General features: G+C 63.4%; 32 protein-coding genes. 27 read left to right on the forward strand and 5 right to left on the reverse strand.

Annotation, left to right across the window (positions count from 1 at the left end; translation table 11 throughout):
* The coding region (locus VFV09_08840; GenBank protein ID HEU4867820.1) for a glycosyltransferase at positions 1 to 651 on the forward strand (651 nt) is incomplete at its 5' end.
* Here VFV09_08840 and VFV09_08845 read toward each other — a convergent pair.
* Positions 584 to 1,819 carry an O-antigen ligase family protein gene (locus VFV09_08845; GenBank protein HEU4867821.1) on the reverse strand — a complete coding sequence of 412 codons (1,236 nt, stop codon included), beginning with the start codon at positions 1,817 to 1,819 and terminating at the stop codon, positions 584 to 586. The two genes, VFV09_08840 and VFV09_08845, sit on opposite strands and share 68 nt — an antisense overlap.
* A gap of 257 nt (positions 1,820 to 2,076) precedes the next feature.
* Positions 2,077 to 2,781, reverse strand: coding sequence for an MEDS domain-containing protein (locus tag VFV09_08850; GenBank protein HEU4867822.1), 705 nt, complete (start codon positions 2,779 to 2,781; stop codon positions 2,077 to 2,079).
* A gap of 448 nt (positions 2,782 to 3,229) precedes the next feature.
* Between VFV09_08850 and rpsL the strand changes: the two genes are divergently transcribed.
* The 26 genes from rpsL to VFV09_08980 all read left to right on the forward strand — a co-directional run bounded on the left by rpsL (position 3,230) and on the right by VFV09_08980 (position 18,430).
* Positions 3,230 to 3,598, forward strand: a complete 369-nt coding sequence (rpsL, locus tag VFV09_08855) for a 30S ribosomal protein S12 (protein ID HEU4867823.1) — start codon at positions 3,230 to 3,232, stop codon at positions 3,596 to 3,598.
* Complete coding sequence (rpsG, locus tag VFV09_08860; GenBank protein ID HEU4867824.1) at positions 3,599 to 4,069, forward strand: 30S ribosomal protein S7; 471 nt, start codon at positions 3,599 to 3,601, stop codon at positions 4,067 to 4,069.
* A 149-nt stretch (positions 4,070 to 4,218) separates the two neighbouring features.
* Entirely contained in the window at positions 4,219 to 6,342 is a 2,124-nt protein-coding gene (fusA, locus tag VFV09_08865) for an elongation factor G (protein ID HEU4867825.1), read from the forward strand.
* Between the two features lie 12 nt (positions 6,343 to 6,354).
* Positions 6,355 to 6,666, forward strand: coding sequence for a 30S ribosomal protein S10 (gene rpsJ / locus VFV09_08870; GenBank protein ID HEU4867826.1), 312 nt, complete (start codon positions 6,355 to 6,357; stop codon positions 6,664 to 6,666).
* A gap of 14 nt (positions 6,667 to 6,680) precedes the next feature.
* A complete protein-coding gene (gene rplC, locus VFV09_08875; protein ID HEU4867827.1) occupies positions 6,681 to 7,325 on the forward strand; it encodes a 50S ribosomal protein L3 in 645 nt (214 codons plus the stop codon).
* Complete coding sequence (gene rplD, locus VFV09_08880) at positions 7,325 to 7,966, forward strand: 50S ribosomal protein L4 (GenBank protein ID HEU4867828.1); 642 nt, start codon at positions 7,325 to 7,327, stop codon at positions 7,964 to 7,966. Before rplC ends, rplD begins: the two co-directional genes overlap by 1 nt.
* Positions 7,963 to 8,247, forward strand: a complete 285-nt coding sequence (gene rplW, locus VFV09_08885; GenBank protein ID HEU4867829.1) for a 50S ribosomal protein L23 — start codon at positions 7,963 to 7,965, stop codon at positions 8,245 to 8,247. The genes rplD and rplW overlap by 4 nt, the downstream gene beginning before the upstream one ends.
* Positions 8,248 to 8,257: 10 nt before the next feature.
* A complete protein-coding gene (gene rplB / locus VFV09_08890; GenBank protein HEU4867830.1) occupies positions 8,258 to 9,088 on the forward strand; it encodes a 50S ribosomal protein L2 in 831 nt (276 codons plus the stop codon).
* A gap of 65 nt (positions 9,089 to 9,153) precedes the next feature.
* Positions 9,154 to 9,438, forward strand: coding sequence for a 30S ribosomal protein S19 (rpsS, locus tag VFV09_08895; protein HEU4867831.1), 285 nt, complete (start codon positions 9,154 to 9,156; stop codon positions 9,436 to 9,438).
* Positions 9,438 to 10,109, forward strand: a complete 672-nt coding sequence (gene rplV / locus VFV09_08900) for a 50S ribosomal protein L22 (protein HEU4867832.1) — start codon at positions 9,438 to 9,440, stop codon at positions 10,107 to 10,109. Before rpsS ends, rplV begins: the two co-directional genes overlap by 1 nt.
* Positions 10,109 to 11,134 carry a 30S ribosomal protein S3 gene (gene rpsC / locus VFV09_08905; protein ID HEU4867833.1) on the forward strand — a complete coding sequence of 342 codons (1,026 nt, stop codon included), beginning with the start codon at positions 10,109 to 10,111 and terminating at the stop codon, positions 11,132 to 11,134. Before rplV ends, rpsC begins: the two co-directional genes overlap by 1 nt.
* Positions 11,134 to 11,559 (forward strand): 50S ribosomal protein L16, encoded by a 426-nt coding sequence (gene rplP / locus VFV09_08910; protein ID HEU4867834.1) that lies wholly within the window; start codon positions 11,134 to 11,136, stop codon positions 11,557 to 11,559. Before rpsC ends, rplP begins: the two co-directional genes overlap by 1 nt.
* Positions 11,556 to 11,879: a 50S ribosomal protein L29 gene (rpmC, locus tag VFV09_08915; GenBank protein ID HEU4867835.1), complete on the forward strand. Its 324-nt coding sequence runs from the start codon at positions 11,556 to 11,558 to the stop codon at positions 11,877 to 11,879. The genes rplP and rpmC overlap by 4 nt, the downstream gene beginning before the upstream one ends.
* Positions 11,879 to 12,139 (forward strand): 30S ribosomal protein S17, encoded by a 261-nt coding sequence (gene rpsQ / locus VFV09_08920; protein HEU4867836.1) that lies wholly within the window; start codon positions 11,879 to 11,881, stop codon positions 12,137 to 12,139. The genes rpmC and rpsQ overlap by 1 nt, the downstream gene beginning before the upstream one ends.
* Positions 12,136 to 12,504 carry a 50S ribosomal protein L14 gene (rplN, locus tag VFV09_08925; protein ID HEU4867837.1) on the forward strand — a complete coding sequence of 123 codons (369 nt, stop codon included), beginning with the start codon at positions 12,136 to 12,138 and terminating at the stop codon, positions 12,502 to 12,504. Before rpsQ ends, rplN begins: the two co-directional genes overlap by 4 nt.
* A gap of 75 nt (positions 12,505 to 12,579) precedes the next feature.
* The gene (gene rplX / locus VFV09_08930) at positions 12,580 to 12,903 is read left to right on the forward strand and encodes a 50S ribosomal protein L24 (GenBank protein HEU4867838.1); all 324 of its coding nucleotides are present in this window, start codon (positions 12,580 to 12,582) and stop codon (positions 12,901 to 12,903) included.
* The gene (gene rplE, locus VFV09_08935) at positions 12,903 to 13,469 is read left to right on the forward strand and encodes a 50S ribosomal protein L5 (protein ID HEU4867839.1); all 567 of its coding nucleotides are present in this window, start codon (positions 12,903 to 12,905) and stop codon (positions 13,467 to 13,469) included. Before rplX ends, rplE begins: the two co-directional genes overlap by 1 nt.
* A 7-nt stretch (positions 13,470 to 13,476) precedes the next feature.
* Positions 13,477 to 13,662, forward strand: a complete 186-nt coding sequence (locus VFV09_08940) for a type Z 30S ribosomal protein S14 (protein HEU4867840.1) — start codon at positions 13,477 to 13,479, stop codon at positions 13,660 to 13,662.
* Positions 13,663 to 13,672: 10 nt separating this feature from the next.
* Complete coding sequence (gene rpsH / locus VFV09_08945) at positions 13,673 to 14,071, forward strand: 30S ribosomal protein S8 (GenBank protein ID HEU4867841.1); 399 nt, start codon at positions 13,673 to 13,675, stop codon at positions 14,069 to 14,071.
* 16 nt (positions 14,072 to 14,087) lie between these two features.
* Complete coding sequence (gene rplF / locus VFV09_08950) at positions 14,088 to 14,624, forward strand: 50S ribosomal protein L6 (GenBank protein ID HEU4867842.1); 537 nt, start codon at positions 14,088 to 14,090, stop codon at positions 14,622 to 14,624.
* Positions 14,621 to 14,968 (forward strand): 50S ribosomal protein L18, encoded by a 348-nt coding sequence (gene rplR, locus VFV09_08955; GenBank protein ID HEU4867843.1) that lies wholly within the window; start codon positions 14,621 to 14,623, stop codon positions 14,966 to 14,968. The genes rplF and rplR overlap by 4 nt, the downstream gene beginning before the upstream one ends.
* On the forward strand, positions 14,968 to 15,741 hold the full coding sequence (gene rpsE / locus VFV09_08960) for a 30S ribosomal protein S5 (protein ID HEU4867844.1): 774 nt from the start codon (positions 14,968 to 14,970) through the stop codon (positions 15,739 to 15,741). Before rplR ends, rpsE begins: the two co-directional genes overlap by 1 nt.
* On the forward strand, positions 15,741 to 15,926 hold the full coding sequence (gene rpmD / locus VFV09_08965; protein HEU4867845.1) for a 50S ribosomal protein L30: 186 nt from the start codon (positions 15,741 to 15,743) through the stop codon (positions 15,924 to 15,926). Before rpsE ends, rpmD begins: the two co-directional genes overlap by 1 nt.
* Positions 15,923 to 16,369, forward strand: coding sequence for a 50S ribosomal protein L15 (rplO, locus tag VFV09_08970; GenBank protein ID HEU4867846.1), 447 nt, complete (start codon positions 15,923 to 15,925; stop codon positions 16,367 to 16,369). Before rpmD ends, rplO begins: the two co-directional genes overlap by 4 nt.
* 59 nt (positions 16,370 to 16,428) lie before the next feature.
* Entirely contained in the window at positions 16,429 to 17,715 is a 1,287-nt protein-coding gene (gene secY / locus VFV09_08975; protein ID HEU4867847.1) for a preprotein translocase subunit SecY, read from the forward strand.
* A gap of 70 nt (positions 17,716 to 17,785) precedes the next feature.
* Positions 17,786 to 18,430: an adenylate kinase gene (locus VFV09_08980; protein HEU4867848.1), complete on the forward strand. Its 645-nt coding sequence runs from the start codon at positions 17,786 to 17,788 to the stop codon at positions 18,428 to 18,430.
* On the opposite strand, the gene VFV09_08985 is transcribed toward VFV09_08980, so the two are convergent.
* The 3 genes from VFV09_08985 to VFV09_08995 all read right to left on the reverse strand — a co-directional run.
* Complete coding sequence (locus VFV09_08985; GenBank protein HEU4867849.1) at positions 18,427 to 18,960, reverse strand: hypothetical protein; 534 nt, start codon at positions 18,958 to 18,960, stop codon at positions 18,427 to 18,429. The two genes, VFV09_08980 and VFV09_08985, sit on opposite strands and share 4 nt — an antisense overlap.
* Positions 18,961 to 19,067: 107 nt before the next feature.
* A complete protein-coding gene (locus VFV09_08990) occupies positions 19,068 to 20,192 on the reverse strand; it encodes a hypothetical protein (GenBank protein HEU4867850.1) in 1,125 nt (374 codons plus the stop codon).
* A 238-nt stretch (positions 20,193 to 20,430) separates the two neighbouring features.
* On the reverse strand, positions 20,431 to 21,286 hold an 856-nt coding region (locus VFV09_08995), incomplete at its 5' end, for a hypothetical protein (protein HEU4867851.1).

Consider the following 21,286-nt stretch of genomic DNA (forward strand, 5'->3'; position numbering starts at 1 on the left):
CTGGGATTTGCCGAAGATCGGATCTGGTGGGGCGCCTACTCCTGCGACCTGCCCCTCTTCCTCCGGGCGCACCCGGAAGCTGTACGCAAGCGGTCGTTTCTGTTCGTAGGACGGCTGGTGCCGGAAAAGGGAATAGACGTGCTGGCCCGCGCATACGCACAGTATCGAAGCACCTGCGAGGACCCGTGGGAGCTCGAGATATTCGGCAGTGGACCGCTAGCCGAGGCTGTCACAGGAGCGGAAGGCGTTACCAGCAACGGTTTCGCTCAACCCAGCGACCTGCCCCTTGCTTACGCCTCGGCGGGCTGTTTTGTGATGCCGAGCGTCTTCGAACCCTGGGGGGCGGTAATCCACGAAGCGGCCGCCGCAGGGTTGCCGATTATCTGCACGACCGCGTGCGGTGCTGCTCCTCACCTGGTGGAGGACGCAACTAACGGCTACCTGGTGGAGCCGGGAAACGCTCACATGCTGGCGCGGGCGATGCGGCGTATTTCAAATCTGGACGCGGCGGAACTGGGGCACATGGGCGCCATGAGCTCACTGCTCGCCGAGCGCTACAGCCCGGAACTCTGGGCGCACGCCTTCATCCAGCGGTCTGCCGAGGCTTTGGATAACCGGCGCTCTGGTGAGAGCGGGCAAAAACACTACTGAACGCGAGCAGGACGGGAACCCAGGGAAATCTTTGGAAGAGTACCGGCTGGGTCAGGCTGACCGTGAACGCGGCGGCAAGGCTTCCGAGTATGCCCGCCTGCACGATACGCAGCCGTTTTTGACCCGAGTCACGCCTTACGGTCTTGACCGCGATCAGGATCACGCCCAGATATCCGAACATGGCCAGGACGCCGCCGGTGTGCCAGATCATGAGAGGCGCATTGTGAACCTGCTGGCCGCTGTGCGCGACAGAGTCTTTCTCGGCAAAACCTACTCCTACCAGCGGATTCTTATAGATCCGGTCGAGCGCGGCGCGGATCGTCGCCAGCCTGATCGAGCCTGTTCCGGCGCCGCCCCTTACCTCGGTGAGCCGGTCCATCGGGGTGACCCCGGTGTCCAGCCGCTCCCGCAGCATGGGGCCGACCGTCGAGAAAGCGATTAACAGGCACGCGATCACGAAGATTCCGCTGACCATCGCTCCGGCAGTGGGCAGGCCGCCCGGCCGGAACTTCAACCAGTAATAGCCCATAACGCCGGCACCGACGATAGTTCCCAGAGCTGCGCCCACCGAACCTGAGAGCAGAACTGCGGCTAGGCAGAGTAACGAGCAGAGGGCTAACAACAACGAGATCAGCGGTTTTCGTGCAGTGAGAAGTGCGGCGGCTAGAGCAATTGGCGCCGCGAGGGCCCCCGCGCTCCCAAGGTGATTGACGTGATCGCTGAAGCCCGAAAGCCGACCGTAAGCCAAGGGCCCCAAAAACGGCACGTCGATGCCCTGGAGTTGTAGGGCGGCACCTACTCCCTGAATTGCGCCGGCCACTGCAACCACATACATCGCCCAGACCAACCCGATCTCACGCGTAAGCGTCGATGAAGCCAGAAGTGGGAGGGCCACGGTCACAAACAAAATTCGTACCAACCCCCCGAAGGACCCCGTTCTATCGCTGGCAAGAAGCGACGACAGGGTGCCACCGACAACCAGCGACAGGACGCAGAAGTAATAGAAGGCGGGGCGGATCAAGTTGATTGCGATGCTTTGGGGAGACGCCAGGAACCGGTAACCCATGAGAACCAGAGCGGCAATAAGCAGCCCATCGCCCAGGGTGATAAAGCTTGTGAGCCTCACGTTCACGAAGCTGCTCAAGCCCAGCCCAGCGATAAAGAGCATGGCGGTTACTGCGGGGTAGAAGGGTTCGCTGCGCTCGGCTAGGGCGGTAACAGACTGGACTGAGTGTCGCGGACTTGGTGCACCCGAGCTAAGGCGGTTCCTCGGTTCAGTGATGGCGATCGACCCCCCGGTCCTGAGCATGGGGCGTGGCTCGAACTGCCCACAGCATACTTAAACTTCCAGAGAATCGAGGAATCTACAATCGCCCACGGTCGCCGGTACGTTGTACCGGTGATCTCGCGGTTACCCGGTCAGCTTTACGCCGCGCCGCCGGGGCCTGAACTGAAGGTTTTGGTGTTCTCGGCCAGCCGGCCCATCTGGTTGGCGTTGCGGATGACCTCCTTGAGGGCGGTCAGATCCGATCCCATTCCCTGGAGTCTGGCGAACTGGTCGGCGGGAGCGGGCTCAACCGCCTCAGCCCGGGTCAGAGGATCTGTGAAACGGACCCTGACCGAGGAGTGAGTTGAGCAAATGCGCCGGAACCCCACGGTGTCGGGAGCCCACTCGATCGACGAGAGGGGGTAGGCGCACAGCAGGGTGAACGGTTGGTGGATGGAGAGTTTGTTCCACAGGGTCTCGAGGCGGAGGGCCGCTTCCTGGTTGGCCTCGGCCCAAAGCAGCGCGACCATCTCCCCGTAGATCCGAAGCCCGGAGCTGCCGTGTCCGGTCGACCGGACCAGGGCCCCTACGACCTGCACGAATAGCTCGGGGTCTGGAAGGCCGTCGACCATAAACCTGGCGAGCGTCTCGGCCGCGTCGAGATCGACAAAAAGGTTATTGCGCCGGGCGGTGTCTATGTCTTGTCCTCCGGCTTCGAGAACGGTGATAAAGGCGGCGCGGTGGGCAGGTGTTGCCACAAGTATCACGGGCTCGCCGGCCTGCATCGCCGGGATGAAGAAATCACGCACGCACTCCACCAGGAGATCCTCTGCTTCGTAGAACTCCACAAGGTGGTCATGCATGCGAACTCTTTCTCCAAGAGTTGTAGTTACTTCCTATCGGCACAAATACGCTTCATTTAAGAAGGCAACTTCAAAGATGTTCAGTTCTTCGACGCAGGCGTAATGTGCCTCCGGCTAAACAAATCCTGGCCCTTTCCGACCTGACTGCTGAATACGTCGATTGCCAGGCACGGTAAGATCATTGGACGCCCTCGGGCTGGTCGGTCGTAATTGACCATGCAAGGGCTTGAATGTTACCGTTGACGATCTGTGCGTGAACCCTTAGAGGGACTTTAAGGACTTCATGCACCCCGAAGCGCACCATGTCCCGGAGTACCAACGAGCGGCTTAGATCGGCTGCTCCAATCCGGAACTGGTGCACCGACTAGCGGATTTACCCGATACCCGCGTTTTACGCGTGGTCCGGGGGCCTTCCGCATAAAGCAACAACAAGAAGGACACCAAAGGTATGCCCACGATTCAGCAGCTTGTCCGGAAGGGCCGCAAGCCCCCACGGTCGAAGATGAAAACGCCAGCCCTAAAGGGATGCCCGCAGCGGCGCGGCGTCTGCACCGTCGTCAAGACGCAGACCCCGAAGAAGCCGAACTCCGCACTCCGAAAGGTTGCTCGTGTTCGTCTGACCTCGCAGGTTGAGGTTTCTGCCTACATCCCGGGCATCGGCCACAACCTCCAGGAGCACTCGATTGTGCTCGTCCGAGGCGGCCGCGTGAGAGACCTCCCTGGTTTCCGGTACAAGATCATCCGTGGTGCGCTGGACACCGCCGGTGTGCGTGGCCGCAAGCAGGCCCGCAGCCGCTACGGCGCGAAAGCCAAGTAGATGCCCCGTAAAGGTCCGGCAGACAGGCGTGAACCGGTAGGCGATCCCGTTTACCACAACGCCATGGTCACCCAGATGATCAACCGCCTCATGCTGCACGGCAAGAAGTCCGTCGCAGAGAAGATTGTTTACGGGGCCCTCAAGGTCGTGTCCGAGAAGACCGGCGGAGACCCCACCCAGACGTTGCGCAAGGCCATCGAAAACGTCCGTCCGCTCATCGAGGTCAAATCTCGCCGGGTCGGCGGCGCCACCTACCAGGTCCCCGTCGAGGTAATCCCCCGGCGCTCCAGCACGCTTGCCGTGCGGTGGATGGTCAACTTCTCCCGGGCTCGCAAGGAGCGCACCATGGCTCTTCGGCTGGCCGGCGAGCTCATGGACGCAGCCAACGGCGCAGGCGCTTCGGTTAAGCGTCGTGAGGACCTGCACAAGATGGCAGAGGCCAACAAGGCCTTCGCGCACTACAGATGGTAGAGAGCTAGAAGATTTGAGAGCGGACCGGTTGACCATGCACGCCTAGCGGCAGTGCCATGACCAACCGGCCGGGAGTAATCTCCCGGCCGCTTTTTTTGAAGGTTTGAGAACTTAAAAGTGATGTGGATCAGGAAATGAATAACAAGGTTATGGATAAAAAAGAAGCGATTCAGACGAAGCAAAAGGTCTCCGCAATTCGCGAGATCCCGCTCGGCCGTACCCGGAACATCGGGATCATGGCGCACATCGACGCGGGTAAGACCACCACAACCGAACGCATCCTTTTCTACACCGGCCGCACCTACAAAATCGGAGAGGTTCACGACGGCGCAGCCGTCATGGACTGGATGGTCCAGGAGCAGGAGCGTGGCATCACCATCACCTCTGCCTCCACCACCGCAAAGTGGAAAGACCATGTAATCAACATCATCGACACCCCCGGCCACGTCGACTTCACGGTCGAGGTCGAACGGTCCCTTCGAGTCCTCGACGGGGCCGTTGCTGTGTTCGACGCCGTTTCCGGTGTCGAGCCCCAGACCGAGACCGTATGGCGCCAGGCCGACAAGTTCCGGGTGCCGAGGATCTGTTTCGTCAACAAGATGGACCGCGTCGGCGCCGACTACTTCGCCGCCGTCGAGAGCATGCGGGAGCGCCTGGGCGCCCACCCGCTGCCCATCCAGATTCCGTGGGGCAACGAAGCCGACTTCAAGGGCATTATCGACCTCGTGCAGATGCGGGCCTACCACTGGGACACCGAGACCGGTGTCGACTACCAGGTGGTCGACATCCCCGAGGAGCTCAAGGCCGACGCCGAGCACTGGCGCCACGAGCTGTACGAGGCTCTGGCCGAGTTCGACGAGGAGGTCATGGAGGCCTACATCCACGGCCACGAGGCGTCCAACGAGCACCTGAAGCAGGCGCTCCGCAAGGCGACCCTGGCGGGCGAAGCCCAGCCGGTCCTCTGCGGAACCGCTTTCAAGAACAAGGGTGTCCAGACGCTGCTCGACGCAGTCATCGCGTACCTGCCGGCGCCTACCGACGTCCTCCCCGTGACCGGCGAGGTTCCCCGGACCGGCGACACTGTAGAGCGAGCCCCCTCCGACGAGGAGCCGTTCTCCGCACTGGCCTTCAAGATCATGAGCGACCCGCACGTGGGACGAATCACCTACATGAGGGTCTACTCGGGCGTCATGCGCTCGGGTGGTGCGCTGCTCAACTCCACCCGTGACCGCAAGGAGCGGGCCGGCCGGTTGCTGCAGATGCACGCCAACCACCGTGAGGACCTGTCGGCATGCATGACCGGTGACATCGTCGCCGTCGTCGGCCTGCGCCACACCCTTACCGGTGACACCCTGTGCGACCCGGAGTACCCGATCATGCTGGAGTCGCCCATCTTTGCGGCGCCGGTTATCCAGCTGGCGATCGAGCCGAAGACCAAGATGGACCAGGACAAGCTGGGCAACGCCCTGCACCGGTTGAGCGAAGAAGACCCGACCTTCAAGATCCACACGGACGAGGAGACGGGCCAGACGATCATCGCCGGCATGGGTGAGCTTCACCTCGAGGTCCTGGTCGACCGGCTGACCCGTGAGTTCAACGTCGACGCCAACGTCGGTCGGCCGCAGGTTGCCTACCGTGAGTCGATCACCAAAGCCGTTCCCCGCCACATCACCCGCTACATCAAGCAGACGGGTGGTAAAGGTCAGTTCGCACACGTGGAGATCGCTCTGGAGCCCATGGGCCCCGGCGGCGGCTACGAGTTCGTGAACAAGATCAAGGGCGGCGCCATCCCCACCGAGTACATCGGGTCGGTGGACGAGGGCATCCAGGAGTCACTGGCTTCGGGCGTTCTGGCCGGCTACCCGCTGGTCGACGTGCGGGCCACCCTGACCGACGGGTCGTTCCACGAGGTCGACTCGTCCGAGATGGCGTTCAAGATCGCCGGTTCCATGGCGCTGAAGGAAGCCGCCCGCAAGGCGGACCCCCAGCTGCTCGAGCCGGTCATGGAGGTCGAGGTATCGACCCCCGAGCCCTTCATGGGCGACGTCATGGGCGACCTCAGCTCCAGGCGAGGGCGTATCGAGAAGATGGACAGCCGGGGTGCGCTGCAGATCATCCGGGCCCAGGTACCCCTGTCCCAGATGTTCGGGTACGCAACCGACCTGCGCAGCAGCACCCAGGGCCGCGCAACCTACACGATGCAGTTCCACTCCTATCAAGCGGTCCCCAAGGCTCAGGCCGAAGAGATCGTCAAAAAAGTTCGCGGCGAGTAAGGACACCAGCAAATGGCAGCGGGACAGAAGATTCGAATCAAGCTCAAGGCCTATCACCACGAGGTGATCGACCAGAGCGCTCGCAAGATAGTGGACACGGTTCAGCGCACCGGTGCTTCGGTGCACGGCCCGGTGCCGCTGCCTACCCGCATCGAGAAGTTCGCGGTGATCCGGTCGCCGTTCAAGGACAAGGACTCTCGCGAGCACTTCGAGATGCGGACCCACAAGCGAATCATCGACATCGTGGACCCCACGCCCAAGACCGTCGACTCGCTGATGCGGCTGGACCTCCCGGCCGGCGTTGACATTGAAATCAAGCTCTAAGGCAGGCTGAGGAAATGGCTGAAATAACAAAAGGGATCCTCGGTCGCAAGATCGGCATGACCCAGATTTTCGACGACAAGTCACGGGTGGTCCCGGTGACCGTCATCCAGGTTGAGAACTGCCGGGTCTCCGGCGTTCGCACCCAGGAGAAGGACGGCTACACCGCCATCCAGATGACCTTCGGCGACGTCAAGGAGAAGAGTCTGTCCAAGCCCGAAGTCGGCCACCTCAAGGCGGCCGGCGTTCCTCTGGCCCGCCACCTGGTGGAGATGCGCCTTAAGGACGTCAGCAGCTTCAAGGTCGGCCAGGAGATCAAGGCGGACATCTTCGCCAAGGGCGAGCACGCCGACGTTGTCGGTGTCTCCAAGGGCAAGGGCTTCGCCGGCGTCATGAAACGTCACAACTTCCACGGCAAGTCGGCTTCCCACGGAACCCAGCGCAAGCACCGTTCCCCCGGCTCCATCGGCGCCTGCGCCACCCCGTCCCGTGTCTTCAAGGGCATGAAGATGGCGGGCCGCATGGGACACGAGCGGGTCACGATGCTGAACCTCGAGGTTGTGGAGGCAGACGCCTCCAAGGACCTGCTCCTCATCCGCGGCGCAGTGCCCGGGCCCAACGGCGGCCTGGTTCTCGTCCGCTCCACGAACAGGGGGGCCTGATGGCCGACACCAAGACTTCCGCCCCCAAGGCGCCGCTCTTCGGAGCCGACGGCAAGCAGAAGGGCGACTTCGATCTTCCCGAGACCTACGACATAGAGCCGAACGTCCCGGTGATGCACGCAGTGGTTACCGCGCAGCTGGCGGCGGCCCGTTCCGGCACCTCATCCACGAAAACCCGTGGCGAGGTCCGAGGCGGAGGCGTCCGCCCCTGGAGGCAGAAGGGGACCGGCCGTGCTCGCCACGGCTCGATCCGTGAGCCCCAGTGGGTCGGCGGCGGCGTCGCCCACGGCCCCAAGCCCCGGGACTACTCGCAGCGCATCTCCAAGAAGGAGAAGGCGCTGGCGCTGAACGGCGCACTGACGGTCCGTCTTCGCGAGGGCGCAGTGAAGGTCGTTGAGTTCCCGACCCTCGACAGGCCGGAGACCAAGCGTGCGGTCCAGCTGCTGGAGCAGTGGGGTTGCCAGGGCAAGGTACTGTTGGTCGTAGGTTCCGAGCGTCTGGACGACAACCTGTTCCTGTCGCTCCGCAACCTGGGACACGTCCTGGCGGTTTCGTCGCCGACGGCCTACCGGGTGCTGGCGGCGGACACGATCATCATCTCCAAGTCGGCCTTCGACGAAGCTAAAGAGGAGGCCAAATGAGCGCCCGCGACGTAATTCTCAGGCCGGTTGTGAGCGAGAAGTCCTACGCCCTGATCGACGAGAACTCGTACACGTTTCTGGTTCACCCCGACGCCAACAAGGTGCAGATCCGCCAGGCGGTCGAGGAGATCTGGGGAGTCAAGGTTTTGAAGGTCAACACCCAGAACCGCAGCGGGAAGGTCAAGGCCACCCGTATGGGCAAGGGAAAGCGGAAGAACACTCGCCGGGCAATCGTGAAGCTTGCCGAAGGCGACAAGATCGAGCTGTTCGAGACCAGGTAGGGGATAGGTAATGGGAGTACGTAAGTCAAGGCCGACCACTCCTGGCCGGCGCGGTATGTCGCACTCGACCTTTTCCGAGGTTACCCGCGACCACCCCGAGAAGAGCCTGGTCAGGCCCAACCCCAAAAAGGCAGGGCGTAACGTCCACGGTCGTATCACCACGCGCCACCAGGGCGGCGGTCACAAGCGCAAGTACCGGGTTATCGACTTCCGTCGCAACAAGGATGGGATTCCGGCACGGGTCGCCGAGATCGAGTACGACCCGAACCGCAACGCGCGCATCGCGCTGCTTAACTACGTGGACGGAGAGAAGCGCTACATCCTCTGCCCGAACAAGGTTTCCGTGGGTGACAAGCTGCAGAGCGGCGTCGGGTCCGAGATCCGGCCCGGCAATGCGCTGGCGCTGGCGAACATCCCGCTCGGCACCGTCGTGCACAACGTCGAGCTGACGCCGGGAGGCGGCGGCAAGATGGCACGCTCCGCCGGGACGTCGGTGCAGCTGGTGGCCAAGGAAGGCAAGATGGCAACGCTGCGTCTTCCCTCAACCGAGGTTCGCCGGGTGCCGGTCGACTGCAAGGCGACCATCGGCGAGGTGGGCAACGCAGAGTTCGAGCTGATCTCCATCGGCAAGGCAGGACGTAACCGCTGGAAGAACAAGCGGCCGGGCGTCCGAGGCGTGGCCATGAACCCCGTCGACCACCCGCTGGGTGGAGGCGAGGGCAAAGCTTCAGGTGGGCGTCACCCGACGTCGCCCTGGGGCAAGAAGGAAGGCCGCACCCGCAAGGAAGGCAAGTACTCGGACGACGCCATCCTGCGCCGTCGTGGAAGCAAGAGAGGCTAACTATGAGCGCAGCGAATATCCAAGCCTTGCCTTTTACTGTCCGCAGCGACGAAGGAGCGTAGGCAGTGCCTAGGTCTATGAAGAAGGGTCCCTTTGTGGACGACCATCTCCTGAAGAAGGTTGATGAGCAGAACAAGCGCGGAGAGAAGCGTGTGATCAAGACCTGGTCCCGCCGCTCCACGCTCATTCCCGACATGGTCGGCCACACTCTGGCCGTTCACGACGGGCGCAAGCACGTACCTGTGTACGTCACCGAGTCGATGGTTGGTCACAAGCTGGGCGAGTTCGCACTCACCCGGACCTTCCGGACACACGGCCACCACACCGAGAAGAGCACGAGGCTCAAGTAATGGCAAAGGCAGCTGTTCAGACATACAAGGCCGGGGCGAAGTTCATTCGCATCAGCCCCTACAAGGTGCGCGAGGTCGCGGCCATCATCAAGGGCATGCACGTCGACGAGGCGCGCCGCATCCTGGCCTTCACTCCGAAGGCTGCCAGCTTTGAGATGAGCAAAATTCTCGAGAGCGCCATTGCGAACGCCGAGCACAACTTCCAGGTGCCGCAGGAGGAGTTGTACGTTAGGTTTGTCTCAGCGGACGAAGGCGTGACCATCAAGCGGTTCCGCCCCCGTGCGCAGGGCCGTGGTTTCCGGATCCGCAAGCGGACCTCGCACATCCAGCTCGAGCTCGAGCGCAGGGTCGGCGAGGTCGTCGAGAAGCCCCGCCGGGCTACCAAGGGAGCGACCAAGCCGGCTACGCCGAAGGGCGGAACGAAGGCCGACGCAACCGACAAGGGAAGCGCCCAGTCAAAGGGCGGTTCCAAGCCCAAGCCGGATCCCAAGGCAAAGGTCAAGTCGGCGGAAGAGAAGCCGGGGGCGGCAAAAGCCAAGGCAACTCCCTCCGAAACCAAGGCGGCCGAGGGTCGCTCGACTTCAAAAACATCGGCCGGCTCGACTTCAAAAGCCACCGCAAAGTCGGAGCCCGCTAAGGCCTCCACCAAAACCAAAAAAGAAGGTAACTGATGGGTCAGAAGGTACATCCGTACGGGCTTAGGCTCGGAATCACCACCGACTGGAAGTCGCGTTGGTTTGCCGACGGTGCCCAGTACCGGGACTACGTGGAGCAGGACGCCAAGATCCGGCACTACCTCAAGAATTTGCTTCCGCACGCAGCCATCGGCCGCCTGGAGATCGAGCGCACCCGTGAGCGGGTTCGGGTGACGGTTCACACCGCACGCCCGGGCATCGTCATCGGCCGCCGCGGCGCACAGGCCGACGAGATCCGCGGCTACCTCGAGAAGATCGAGTCCAAGGCAGCCCGGGCCCAGACCGGCAAGGACGTCAACGTTCAGGTCAACCTCGACATCGTCGAGGTCAAGACCCCCGACGCCGACGCCCAGCTGCTGAGCCAGGCGATCGCCGAGCAGCTCAGCTCCCGGGTGTCCTTCCGTCGGGCCATGCGCAAGGCAGTCAACACCGCCATGAAGGCCGGCGCCCTGGGCGTCAAGGTTCAGACCTCCGGCCGCCTCGGCGGCACCGAGATGAGCCGGCGTGAGGGTTACCACGAGGGCAAGGTTCCCCTGCACACGCTGCGGGCGGACATCGACTACGGATTCAGCGAGGCCCCCACCGCTGCAGGCCAGATCGGCGTCAAGGTCTGGATCTACAAGGGTGAGGTCATCGTTCAGCGCGGCGGCATCCGGGTTCCGGCTCCCGCAGCGGCTGCTCCTGCTGCGCCCCCTTCGGGTGGTCGCGGCGGCGGACGTGGTCCTCGCGGCGGCGGCAACCGTGGCGGAGGCGGCGGTGGCGGAAGCCAGCGCCAGCCGAACCTGGCACGGTCACCCCAGCCGAGCGGCATGTTGACCCCGTCGCAGCCCCAGTCGTTTGCTCCGGACGCCCCGGTACCGGGCGCTTCTGCTCCCGCACCGGCGGCACCCCCCGCAGCGGCTCCTCCGGCTGAGGCAACTGCGCCGACCAGCGCGCCGGAGTCGGTCACCGACGCTCCCCCGGCCGCAACGCCCGAAACTGGATCCGGAGGTGCCTCCTAATGCTTTCTCCTCGCCGAGTTAAGCACCGCAAGGTGCACCGCGGCCGTCGCCGTGGCCTGTCGAAGGGCGGCACCACGCTGAACTTCGGCGACTACGGCCTGCAGGCGCTGGAAGCTGCCTGGATCACCAACCGCCAGATCGAGTCAGCTCGTGTGGCGATCACCAGGCACGTCAAGCGTGGCGGACGGGTGTGGATCAACATCTTCCCGGACAAGCCGTACACCAAGAAGCCCGCCGAGACCCGCATGGGCTCCGGAAAGGGCAACCCCGAGGGCTGGGTCGCGGTGGTCAAGCCCGGCCGGGTGATGTTTGAGTTGACCGGGGTGCCGGAGGACGTGGCGAAGGAAGCCATGCGGCTTGCCGGCCACAAGCTTCCGATCAAGTGCAAGTTCGTTACCCGGGAGAGCCAGGGGCAGGGAGTATGAACGTAGACGCTTTGCGGGAGATGAGCTCGGCCGACCTCGGCGAGCGCCTGGACGAGGTGAAGGAGGAGTTCTTCAACCTTCGCTTCCAGAACGCCACCGGCCAGCTGGAGAACTTTGCCCAGATCAAGCAGGTCAAGCGCGAGATCGCTCGGATCAACACCTTGGTGCACGAGCGCGAGCTTGGGATCGAGATTGAGCCCAAGCCGCAGAAGGTTGCGAAGGCCAAGCCCCGCAAGGACAAGGAAAAAGAGGGCAAAGAGGGCAAGGCCAAGAGCAAGAAGGCCGCCAAGAGTGACGACGACGCAGATGGAGAAGATTGATGGCTGAAGAACGGCCGCAACGTAAAACTAGAACCGGCTTCGTCGTGAGCACGAAGATGGACAAGACGGTAGTGGTGAACACCATTCAGACGGTGCGTCACCCGCTGTACTCGAAAATCTACAAGCGCAACGTCAAGCTGTACGCCCACGACGAGACCAACGACGCCAATGTCGGCGACAAGGTCCTGATCTCCGAGACCCGGCCGCTGTCCAAGCTGAAGCGCTGGAGAATCGTTGAAGTTGTGGAGCGCGCCAAGTGATTCAGGCCGAGACCCGATGCAAAGTCGCCGACAACACCGGCGCACGTGAGGTCCTGATCATCAAGGTCCTCGGTGGATCCCGCAGGCGCTACGCGTCGGTGGGCGACATCGTGGTCGCCACAGTGAAGGACGCCCTGCCCAACCAGCAGGTCAAGCGTGGAGACGTAGTCAAGTGTGTTGTCGTTCGCACCGCCAAGGAGAAGCGGCGGCCGGACGGCAGCTACATCAAGTTCGACCAGAACGCAGTGGTGATCATCAACGAGCAGAAGAACCCTCGCGGCACCCGAGTCTTCGGACCCGTGGCACGTGAGCTGAGGGATCGCAAGTTCATGAAGATCATTTCGCTCGCGCCGGAGGTGCTCTAAATGGTGCCCATAATTTTCGCGGCCCAGAGCACCGGAGGCGACGACGTTGTCAAAGAGATGCCGGAGGTGCTTTAGATGGCCAGGATTCGCAAGGGAGACCGGGTGCACGTCACGACCGGTAAGGACGCAGGAAAGACCGGCAACGTCATTGCCGTCTACCCTGCTGCCAACCGCGTCCTGGTGCAGGGCGTCAACAAGGTGAAGCGGCACGAGAAGGTGCGCCCCGCCCGCGGCCGTCAGGGCCAGGAGGGTGGCATCGTCGTCAAGGAGGCGCCGCTGAACCTGTCGAACGTGGCGCTTATCTGCCCCACCGACGGGCCGGTCCGCAGCCGCATCAAGATCGATCCCGACGGGACCAAGACACGCGTGTGCGTCAAGTGTGAGACGGAGCTGGGCTGATGGCTGACAAGAACGGTTACACCCCCCGCCTGAAGGTGCAGTACGACACCGAGATCAGGCAGGCTCTGGCCGAGAAGATGGGCGTGAACATCATGGCCGTCCCGCGCCTCGAGAAGATCGTCGTCAACATGGGCGTCGGCGACGTGCTGCGTGAGCCGAAGGCGATGGACGGAGCGGTGGCCGACCTCATGGTCATCACCGGCCAGAAGCCGCTGATCATCAAGTCCCGCAAGGCGATCTCGAACTTCAAGCTCCGCGAGGGGATTAACATTGGGGCGAAGGTGACTCTCCGGGGCGCCAAGGCGTGGGAGTTCCTCGACCGGCTGATCTCGCTGGCGATCCCGCGTATCCGCGACTTCCGCGGTCTTCCCACCAAGGGCTTCGACGGACGGGGCAACTACACCTTCGGCGTTGTGGACCAGACGATCTTTCCCGAGATCGACTTCGACAAGATCATGAAAATCCGGGGCATGGACATCTCGATCGTCACCACCGCCACGGACAACGAGTCGGGTCGGGCCCTGCTCGATGCCTTCGGTTTCCCGTTCCGGAAAGTTCAGGGGTAAATAGGTAATGGCTAAAAAATCTCTTGTGGTCAAGGCCTCACGGCCGGCCAAGTTCAAGGTGCGGAACTACTACCGCTGCCGCCGCTGCGGCCGGCCGCGGGCGTACATCCGCAAGTTCGGGATGTGCCGGATCTGCGTTCGAGACCTGGCGCACAGAGGCGAGCTTCCGGGCATCACGAAATCAAGTTGGTAGGGGCACACACATGACAATGACCGATCCAATTGCAGACATGCTGGCGAGGATTCGCAACGCCAACACGGCGTCCCACGACACCGTGGACATCCCCGCCTCGAAGCAGAAGCTCGCCATCGTGGCGATCATGAAGGACGAGGGGTACATCGAGGACTACGAGACCATCGCAGATCCTCCCGGCGAGACCATCCGGGTTACCCTCAAGTACCAGCACGATCGTTCGAAGACCATTCACGGCATCAAGCGGATCTCCAAGCCGGGCCTCAGGGTCTACACCAAGGCCGGCAAGCTCCCCAAGGTGCTCGGTGGCCTGGGAGTGGCAATCGTCTCCACCTCGGCCGGCCTCATGACCGGGCGCAAGGCGGCACAGAAGAAGCTGGGCGGCGAAGTCGTCGCACACATCTGGTAAAGAAGGACACATTTAGATGAGCAGAATCGGAAAAGAGCCGATCACGGTTCCCGCCGGGGTGGACGTCACCCTGGAGCCCCAGTTTGTCCGCGTGAAGGGCCCCAAGGGCACGCTCGAGCGCGTCCTTCCCAAGGACATCGTGGTTTCCCAGGAAGGCAACACCATCACGGTTACGCGTCCGACGGAGTCCGGCGAGCACCGCTCGCTGCACGGGCTGACCCGGACGCTGATTGCGAACCTGGTGCAGGGCGTGACCGAGGAGTTCACCAAGAACCTCGAGATCCACGGCGTCGGTTACCGGTGTGCGCTGAAGGGCGACACGCTGGAGCTCTCGCTGGGGTACTCGCACCCGGTGGTCGTCCCGACGCCACCCGGAATCACATTTGAGGTCCCCACCCCAACCCGGATCACGGTCCGGGGAGCGGACAAGGAGCTGGTGGGCCAGATCGCAGCAAACATCCGGGCCAAGCGCAAGCCGGACCCCTACAAGCAGAAGGGTGTCCGCTACGCCGGTGAGGTCATTCGGAAGAAGGCAGGGAAGACGTCCAAGTGAAAACTTCTAGCGCACAACGTCGTAAGAGGCACACCAGGATCCGGAAGAAGATTTCGGGTACCGCCGAACGTCCGAGATTGGCCGTCTTCCGGAGCAACAAACACATTTACGTGCAGCTTATCGACGACCTGAACGGCAAGACGCTGGCTTCCGCATCGACCAAGGATGCCTCCCTCGGCGCCGCCAACACGGTGGAGGGTGCAGCCAAGATCGGCGCAACGGTAGCCGAGCGGGCGGTGGCAGCCGGAGTCAGCTCGGTTGTCTTCGACCGCGGCGGATTCAAGTTCCATGGGAAGGTCAAGGCGCTGGCGGACGGCGCCAGAGAGAAAGGACTGCAATTCTGATGCCAGGACCAAACGCACCAGGTGGAGCAGCTCGTCCGGGTGGACCCGGCGGCGCCCGCGGTAGAGGTCCCGGCGGACCCGGCGGTCCCGGTGGGCGCGGCCCAGGCGGGCCCGGCGGCAACCGAGGTCCGGGAGGGCCCGGCGGCGCAGGGCGTGGCCCCGGAGGCCCCGGCGGACCCGGCAGGCCCGGCGGACGCCGTGACTCAGGCCCCCGTCAGGACGACCGCAACAGCGGGTTCATCGAGCGCATCGTGGGACGCCCGCGACGGGTGGCCAAGGTCGTCAAGGGAGGCCGCAGGTTCTCATTCAGCGCCCTGGTGGTTGTCGGCGACGGCAACGGCCGAGTGGGCACCGGCAAGGGCAAGGCCCGTGAGGTTCCCGCATCGATCCAGAAGGCTTCCGAGCTGGCTCGCCGCACGATGTTCAGCGTCCCCATGGTCGGCGGAACCATCCCGCACATGGTGATCGGTGAGTCGTCGGGCGCCCGTGTCCTCCTCAAGCCCGCATCCCCCGGTACCGGCGTCATCGCCGGAGGCCCGGTGCGTGCAGTCGTCGAGGCGGCCGGCATCAAGGACATCCTGTCGAAGTCGCTGGGATCGGCCAACAAGATCAACATCGTCAACGCCACCATGGACGGCCTGCGCAAGCTGGAGCGCCCGGAGGACGTTGCAATCCGGCGCGGCAAGACCATCGACCAGGTTTCGCCCCGCTACCTGTACGAGGTGCCGGCGCCTACTCCTACCGGGACGCATTCAACAGGGCCGGTGCAGTAATGGGTCAGATCAAAGTTACGCAGACCAAGAGCCCGGTGTCGCTGCCGAAGGACCAGGGCAGGACGCTGAAGGCGCTCGGCCTTCACCGCATGCGCGACACGGTGGAGCACACCGACAGTCCGTCGGTTCTGGGGATGGTCCACAAGGTCCGTCACCTGGTGACCGTAGAAAAGGTAAATGAATGAAACTTCACGACTTACAGCCGGCCCCCGGGTCAAAAAAGGACCGCATCCGCGTAGGTCGCGGTCGTGCCGGCCGCCGCGGCAAGACCGCAGGTCGAGGCACCAAGGGCGACAAGGCACGTGGACAGGTTCCCGCCAACTACGAGGGCGGCCAGATGCCCCTGCACATGCGCCTTCCCAAGCTCCCGGGCTTCCGCAACCCCAACAAGATCACGTACAACGTGGTCAACCTGGACATCCTCGAGGCGTTCGACGGCACCACCATCGACCCCGAGGCGCTCAGGTCCAAGGGCCTGGTTCGCAAGAAGGGTCTGGTCAAGGTTCTCGGCGCCGGCGACATCACCAAGGCCGTCACCATCAAGGCTCATGCGTTCAGCCAGACGGCTGTAGGTAAGATTGAGGCTGCCGGAGGAACAACAGAGGTTCTCTCTGCCAACGGCAAGTAGGTAACCTGCTTGCGTAGCAACTTAAAAGTGGCGGCTCACCGGACTGACAAGGAATTAATGTGCTCAAAGCATTACTGAACGCATTCAAAGTTCCTGAGCTCAGGAAGAAGATCTTTTTCACCCTGGCAATCGTGGCCGTCTACCGGCTGGGCGCGTTCATCCCCGCCCCCGGCATCGACTACGCCGCAGCCCGCCGGCTCACCGAGTCCAGCGACAACCTCACCCGGCTGCTCAACCTTTTCTCCGGCGGCGCGCTGACCCAGCTGGCTGTGTTTGCGCTGGGCATCATGCCGTACATCACGGCGAGCATCATGATGCAGCTGCTGACCGTCGTCATCCCCAAGCTCGAGCAGTGGCAGAAGGAAGGCGAAGCGGGGACGAAGAAGATCACCCAGTGGACCCGTTACCTGACGGTCGTCCTGGCGGTCATGCAGTCCACCGGCATCGTCGTCCTTGCCGACCGGGGCGGTTTCCGCGACTCCAACAACAACCCGGTCGACCTGATCCCTCAGTTCACCCCGTTCCGGGTGCTGCTAATCGTCATGACCCTGACCGCGGGCACCGCCCTAATCATGTGGCTCGGGGAGCAGATCACGCAGAAGGGCATCGGCAACGGCATGTCGGTGCTGATCTTCGCCAGCGTGGTCTCGGCCCTGCCGGTCCAGGGCTCCAACATCAAAGCGCAGCTCGGCTGGGTGTGGTTCGGCTTCATCATCTTCCTGGCCATAATGATCATCGTCTCGATCGTGATGATCGAGCAGGGCCAGAGGCGGGTCCCCGTCCAGTACGCAAAACGTATGGTCGGAAGAAAGATGTACGGAGGCGGGTCGACCTACATCCCGCTGAAGATCAACCAGTCCGGCGTTATCCCCATCATCTTTGCGTCCAGCGTGCTGTACTTCCCGGCACTGATCGTCACGGTCATCCACTGGGACCCCCTGCGCAACTTCATCGAGAACCACGTGGTCGACCAGACCTCACCGGTGCACATCATCTTCTACGGCCTGCTGGTGGTCGGCTTCGCTTACTTCTACACCGCGATCGCGTTCAACCCGGTCGACGTCGCCGACAACATGAAGAAGTACGGCGGCTTCATCCCCGGCATCAGGCCCGGGCGGGCGACTGCCGAGCATCTGAGCTACATCCTTTCCCGAATCACCCTGCCGGGAGCGCTGTTCATCGCTGCGATCGCAATCCTGCCGTCCATCGCCCTGGCCACCCTGAACGTGACCGCCCTGCCCTTCGGAGGCACGTCGATCCTGATTACTGTGGGGGTTGCGCTGGAGACGGCGAAACAGATCGAGTCCCAGCTGCTCATGCGCCACTACGAGGGTTTCCTCAGCTAGTGCGTTCCGATTCCGGGAGTTATCACGTAGGTGACCACGCCCAGGATGCTTCTCCTGCGGTGTGGGCGTAATGCGTATTCTGCTTCTCGGCCCTCCCGGGGCCGGTAAGGGCACCCAGGCGTCCCGCCTGGCCGAGAGGCTCGGAATCCCCCACATCGCAACCGGCGACATGTTCCGGGAAGCGGCCGGTGAGGACACCGAACCGGGCCGCCAGATCCGCAAGATCATGGAGACCGGCGAGCTGGTCCCCGACGGGCTCACCAACGACCTGGTCCGTGAGCGCCTGAGCAGGTCCGACGCACAGGAGGGGTTCATCCTCGACGGGTACCCCCGGAATGTCGAGCAGGCGGAGACGCTGGACGGGATCCTCGACGACCTCGGGACCAAGATCGACCTGGTCATCAAGTTCATGGTGCGCGGCAGCGACATCGTCGAGCGCCTGGCCGGCCGCAGGGTCTGCCCGGTGTGCCGGACGGTCTACCACATGGACACCCACCCTCCGAAGGTGGACGAGATCTGCGACAACGACGGCGTGCCGCTCATCCGGCGGGATGACGACCTGGAGGAGACCACACTTCGCCGGCTGGAGATCTACGGCCAGCAGACCCGTCCCCTGTACGAGCTGTACGGCGAGAGAGGTCTTCTAACCGAGATGGACGCCCTGGGCACCACCGAAGAGGTCTTCCGGCGCCTCCTGGCGGTTGTAGGCCGCTAAGGGCTCTCGTCGCCGGCGGTCCGGCTCGACTCAATGAGGGCCTCGGACCGTGAAGCATCCAGTGAGTAGTGGATAGCCGCAATCTCCGACTTCATGTAGCGCAGGATCTCCACCATCCCGTCGAGGGCAGAGTTCATGCGTCCCGCCAGCTCGTCGACCTGCCGCCTGGCGCTCCTGTCGACCAGCCGCATCTCATGCCTCAGGTCGTAAACCGCGCCGGAGAGCTCCCGGATGGCGGCTTCTACCGCCTCCTGCGAGGCCAGCTCCCTCTGTTGTTCCCGGTGGTCGAGCGCCTCGAGGCCCCGAACCAACCGGGTCTGGGCCTTGAAGCTATGTTCCGAGAGGGCAGATTTGACCGCTTCCACGGCGTCGTCGACTACGGCCTTTAGCTCGGTCGTCTGTGGAGGGGGGGATGCGAGGGCTCTCGGCGGGCTCCGGAGGTCACCGGGGGGCGGCGGCGATCCGCGCTCAGGGGCTGCGGGGGCACTGTTCGCCACCTCCGAGCTCGACTCTTTTCGAATGACGGGCACCAAACCTCCTCGTTACCGGTCCCAAAGGTAACCCATGGGCATCGTGTAATACCAGTAGGACAAAAGAAAGGCCGGCCCTTTCGGGCCGGCCTTTCTTTTGTGTTTCGTTACTCCTCGGAGTTGGTGTCTCCGTTGTTGCCACCGTCGAAGGACACTTCGCCGCTTTCGCCGGACGAGACGTCGTCAACTTCGACGTCGCCGGATTCGACGTCGCCGGAAGTTCCGGATCCGCCGTTGGCGCTGTTCTCGATGGTGATGTGGCAGTCGGTGCAGTCGCCGGGTCCACCGGACCCACCGTCACCGCCGCCGCCGCTGCTGTAGGCACCCAGAACGGCTCCGGCGTAGTGACCGCTGCCGCCGGCTGCTCCGCCGCCGCCGCCGTCTCCGCCGCTGCCCATCCGGATTTCGATGTTGCCACCGTCGCCGGTTGTGACGTTGCCGCTGGTGACGTCGCCGCCGTTGGCGTTGACCTCGACGTTTCCAGTGTCGCCACTGGTCTGCTCGAGGGCGAAGTCACAGTTGCCGCCGTCAGCCTCGCCGCCGGTTGCGACCTGGCTGGCCCGCTGGTCGGTGTCGCCGATCGTCGGGGTGACCGTCACTTCGCTTCTCACCGTGGTGGTCGGGTTGTTCTCGATGACCGGACCGGTGATGTCAACGGGACCCATGTCGTTGGTCTGGGTCGGGTTGTTCTCGACCGTGGTCGGGTTGCCGACGCTGATTGCGCCGGTGTCTCCGCCGTTAGCCGGACCGCCTGCGCCACCGGTTCCGCCTGCGCCACCGGTTCCGCCTGCGCCACCGGTTGCAGGAGCGATGTCGCCCGTGCCGCTGATGGTGCCGCTGATGGTGCCGCTGATGGTGCCTGCGCCGCCTGCTCCGCCTGCGCCGCCTGCGCCGCCTGCGCCGCCCGTGGAGGTTCCACCGTCACCGGCGGTTACAACAATGCCGGTGGGGTTGACAACCACGGTTACCGGGTTGGCCTCGTTGGTCGGTCCGGTGATGGTGACCGGGCCGATTTCTACATCGGTCTCCGGGTTGTTCTCGATCTCCGGGCTGACCTCGACGTCCGTCTCGATCTCCTGCTCACTGCTTTGCGTCAGCCGGTTGTTGGCGTCGGCGCTTGTGTCGCAGTTTTGAAACCCTGCGAGGCCGGGCGGTGCAATAAGCACCATCAGCGGCAACGCAAGTACGGCTGCCAGGAATACTCCCAGCATCCGCCTCTTCCTTCCGTCCATTCCTGCCATCTTGTTGTGCTCCTTAGTTATCAGCAGAGCGCTTCTTCTAACGAGTGCAGGCCGCTGGCTTCTTCGGCGGCCTTCCCCTTTTTCTACCTTTTCAACGACTTGACTAATCATTTGCTGGCAAAACGAAATCAGAGAAGAAGTCGGACCTCTCCTCGTGCGGGATCATACTTGGCTCGCACGCTACATTCCACCTCTAATAAAAAGAAAAGTTTCGGCTCCTTCGAAGAGGTCAGCGGCCCGAGTGCATCAGTTTCAGCCAACGGTCCGCCTCCGAGCTGAGCAGCTCGATGTCCGCCGCCTGACGCTCGCAAACCATTCTGAGGGCTCCTATCCGTTTGTTCAGCTCGTAGAGCCGCCGAACCTGCTGTTCGGAGAGAGGCTTGAAGAAGTCCACCACCGGGCTGCGCCGGGCGGCGGGGACTGCGGGCGGCGGCTCCGGCACCCGGGGGCCCACCCCTACGGCGCCCGCGGTTAGGGGTTCCTCCTCGGGGCCGGCCAGCCCTTTTGAGATGACGATCTCCCTCCTGGCGTCAATCTCGCCCCGGAGGAACTCCAGCAGGTCGGCCCGTTCGGCCGCGGTCTTCTCGAGGAGGGCCAGCTCACTCTCGCGCTGGTGCAGCACCGTGCGGTGGTCGTATGGCTGGCGAAAGTTCGCGCGGAGGAGATTGCCCATGACGGTGCCCAGCAGCGAGATCCGCTCCAGGCGGCCAAGGGGGATCTGCAGAGCCCGGCGGAGGAGGATCAGCTTCATCCTCATCCCGAGGATTAGAAGGTCGAAGGAGGAGACGGACTCGCCGATCTGCTTGCCGACCGACGCTGAGGCGAGGCGGTAGGACCTAAGGCAATCCGGGAGAGAGACGATTCGGCCCCTGCCGGAGAGGGTGGTCAGCACATCCATCTCCCAGCAGAAGATGTGAGGTTTCGATTTGTAGGTCCACTCCGGAAACGGGACTTTCAGAAGCTCGTCCCTGCGGAAGACCCCGTAGATGGTCGAGTCCAGCCACCCGTGGGGCCACCGGAACAGCGCCCTCCGGGCGGACGGCCACCGGCGCCCGGGCGACAGCTCGGGGAACGACATCACCTCT

The sequence above is a fragment of the Actinomycetota bacterium genome (assembly GCA_035759705.1).
Classification (GTDB): Bacteria; Actinomycetota; CADDZG01; order JAHWKV01; family JAHWKV01; genus JAJCYE01.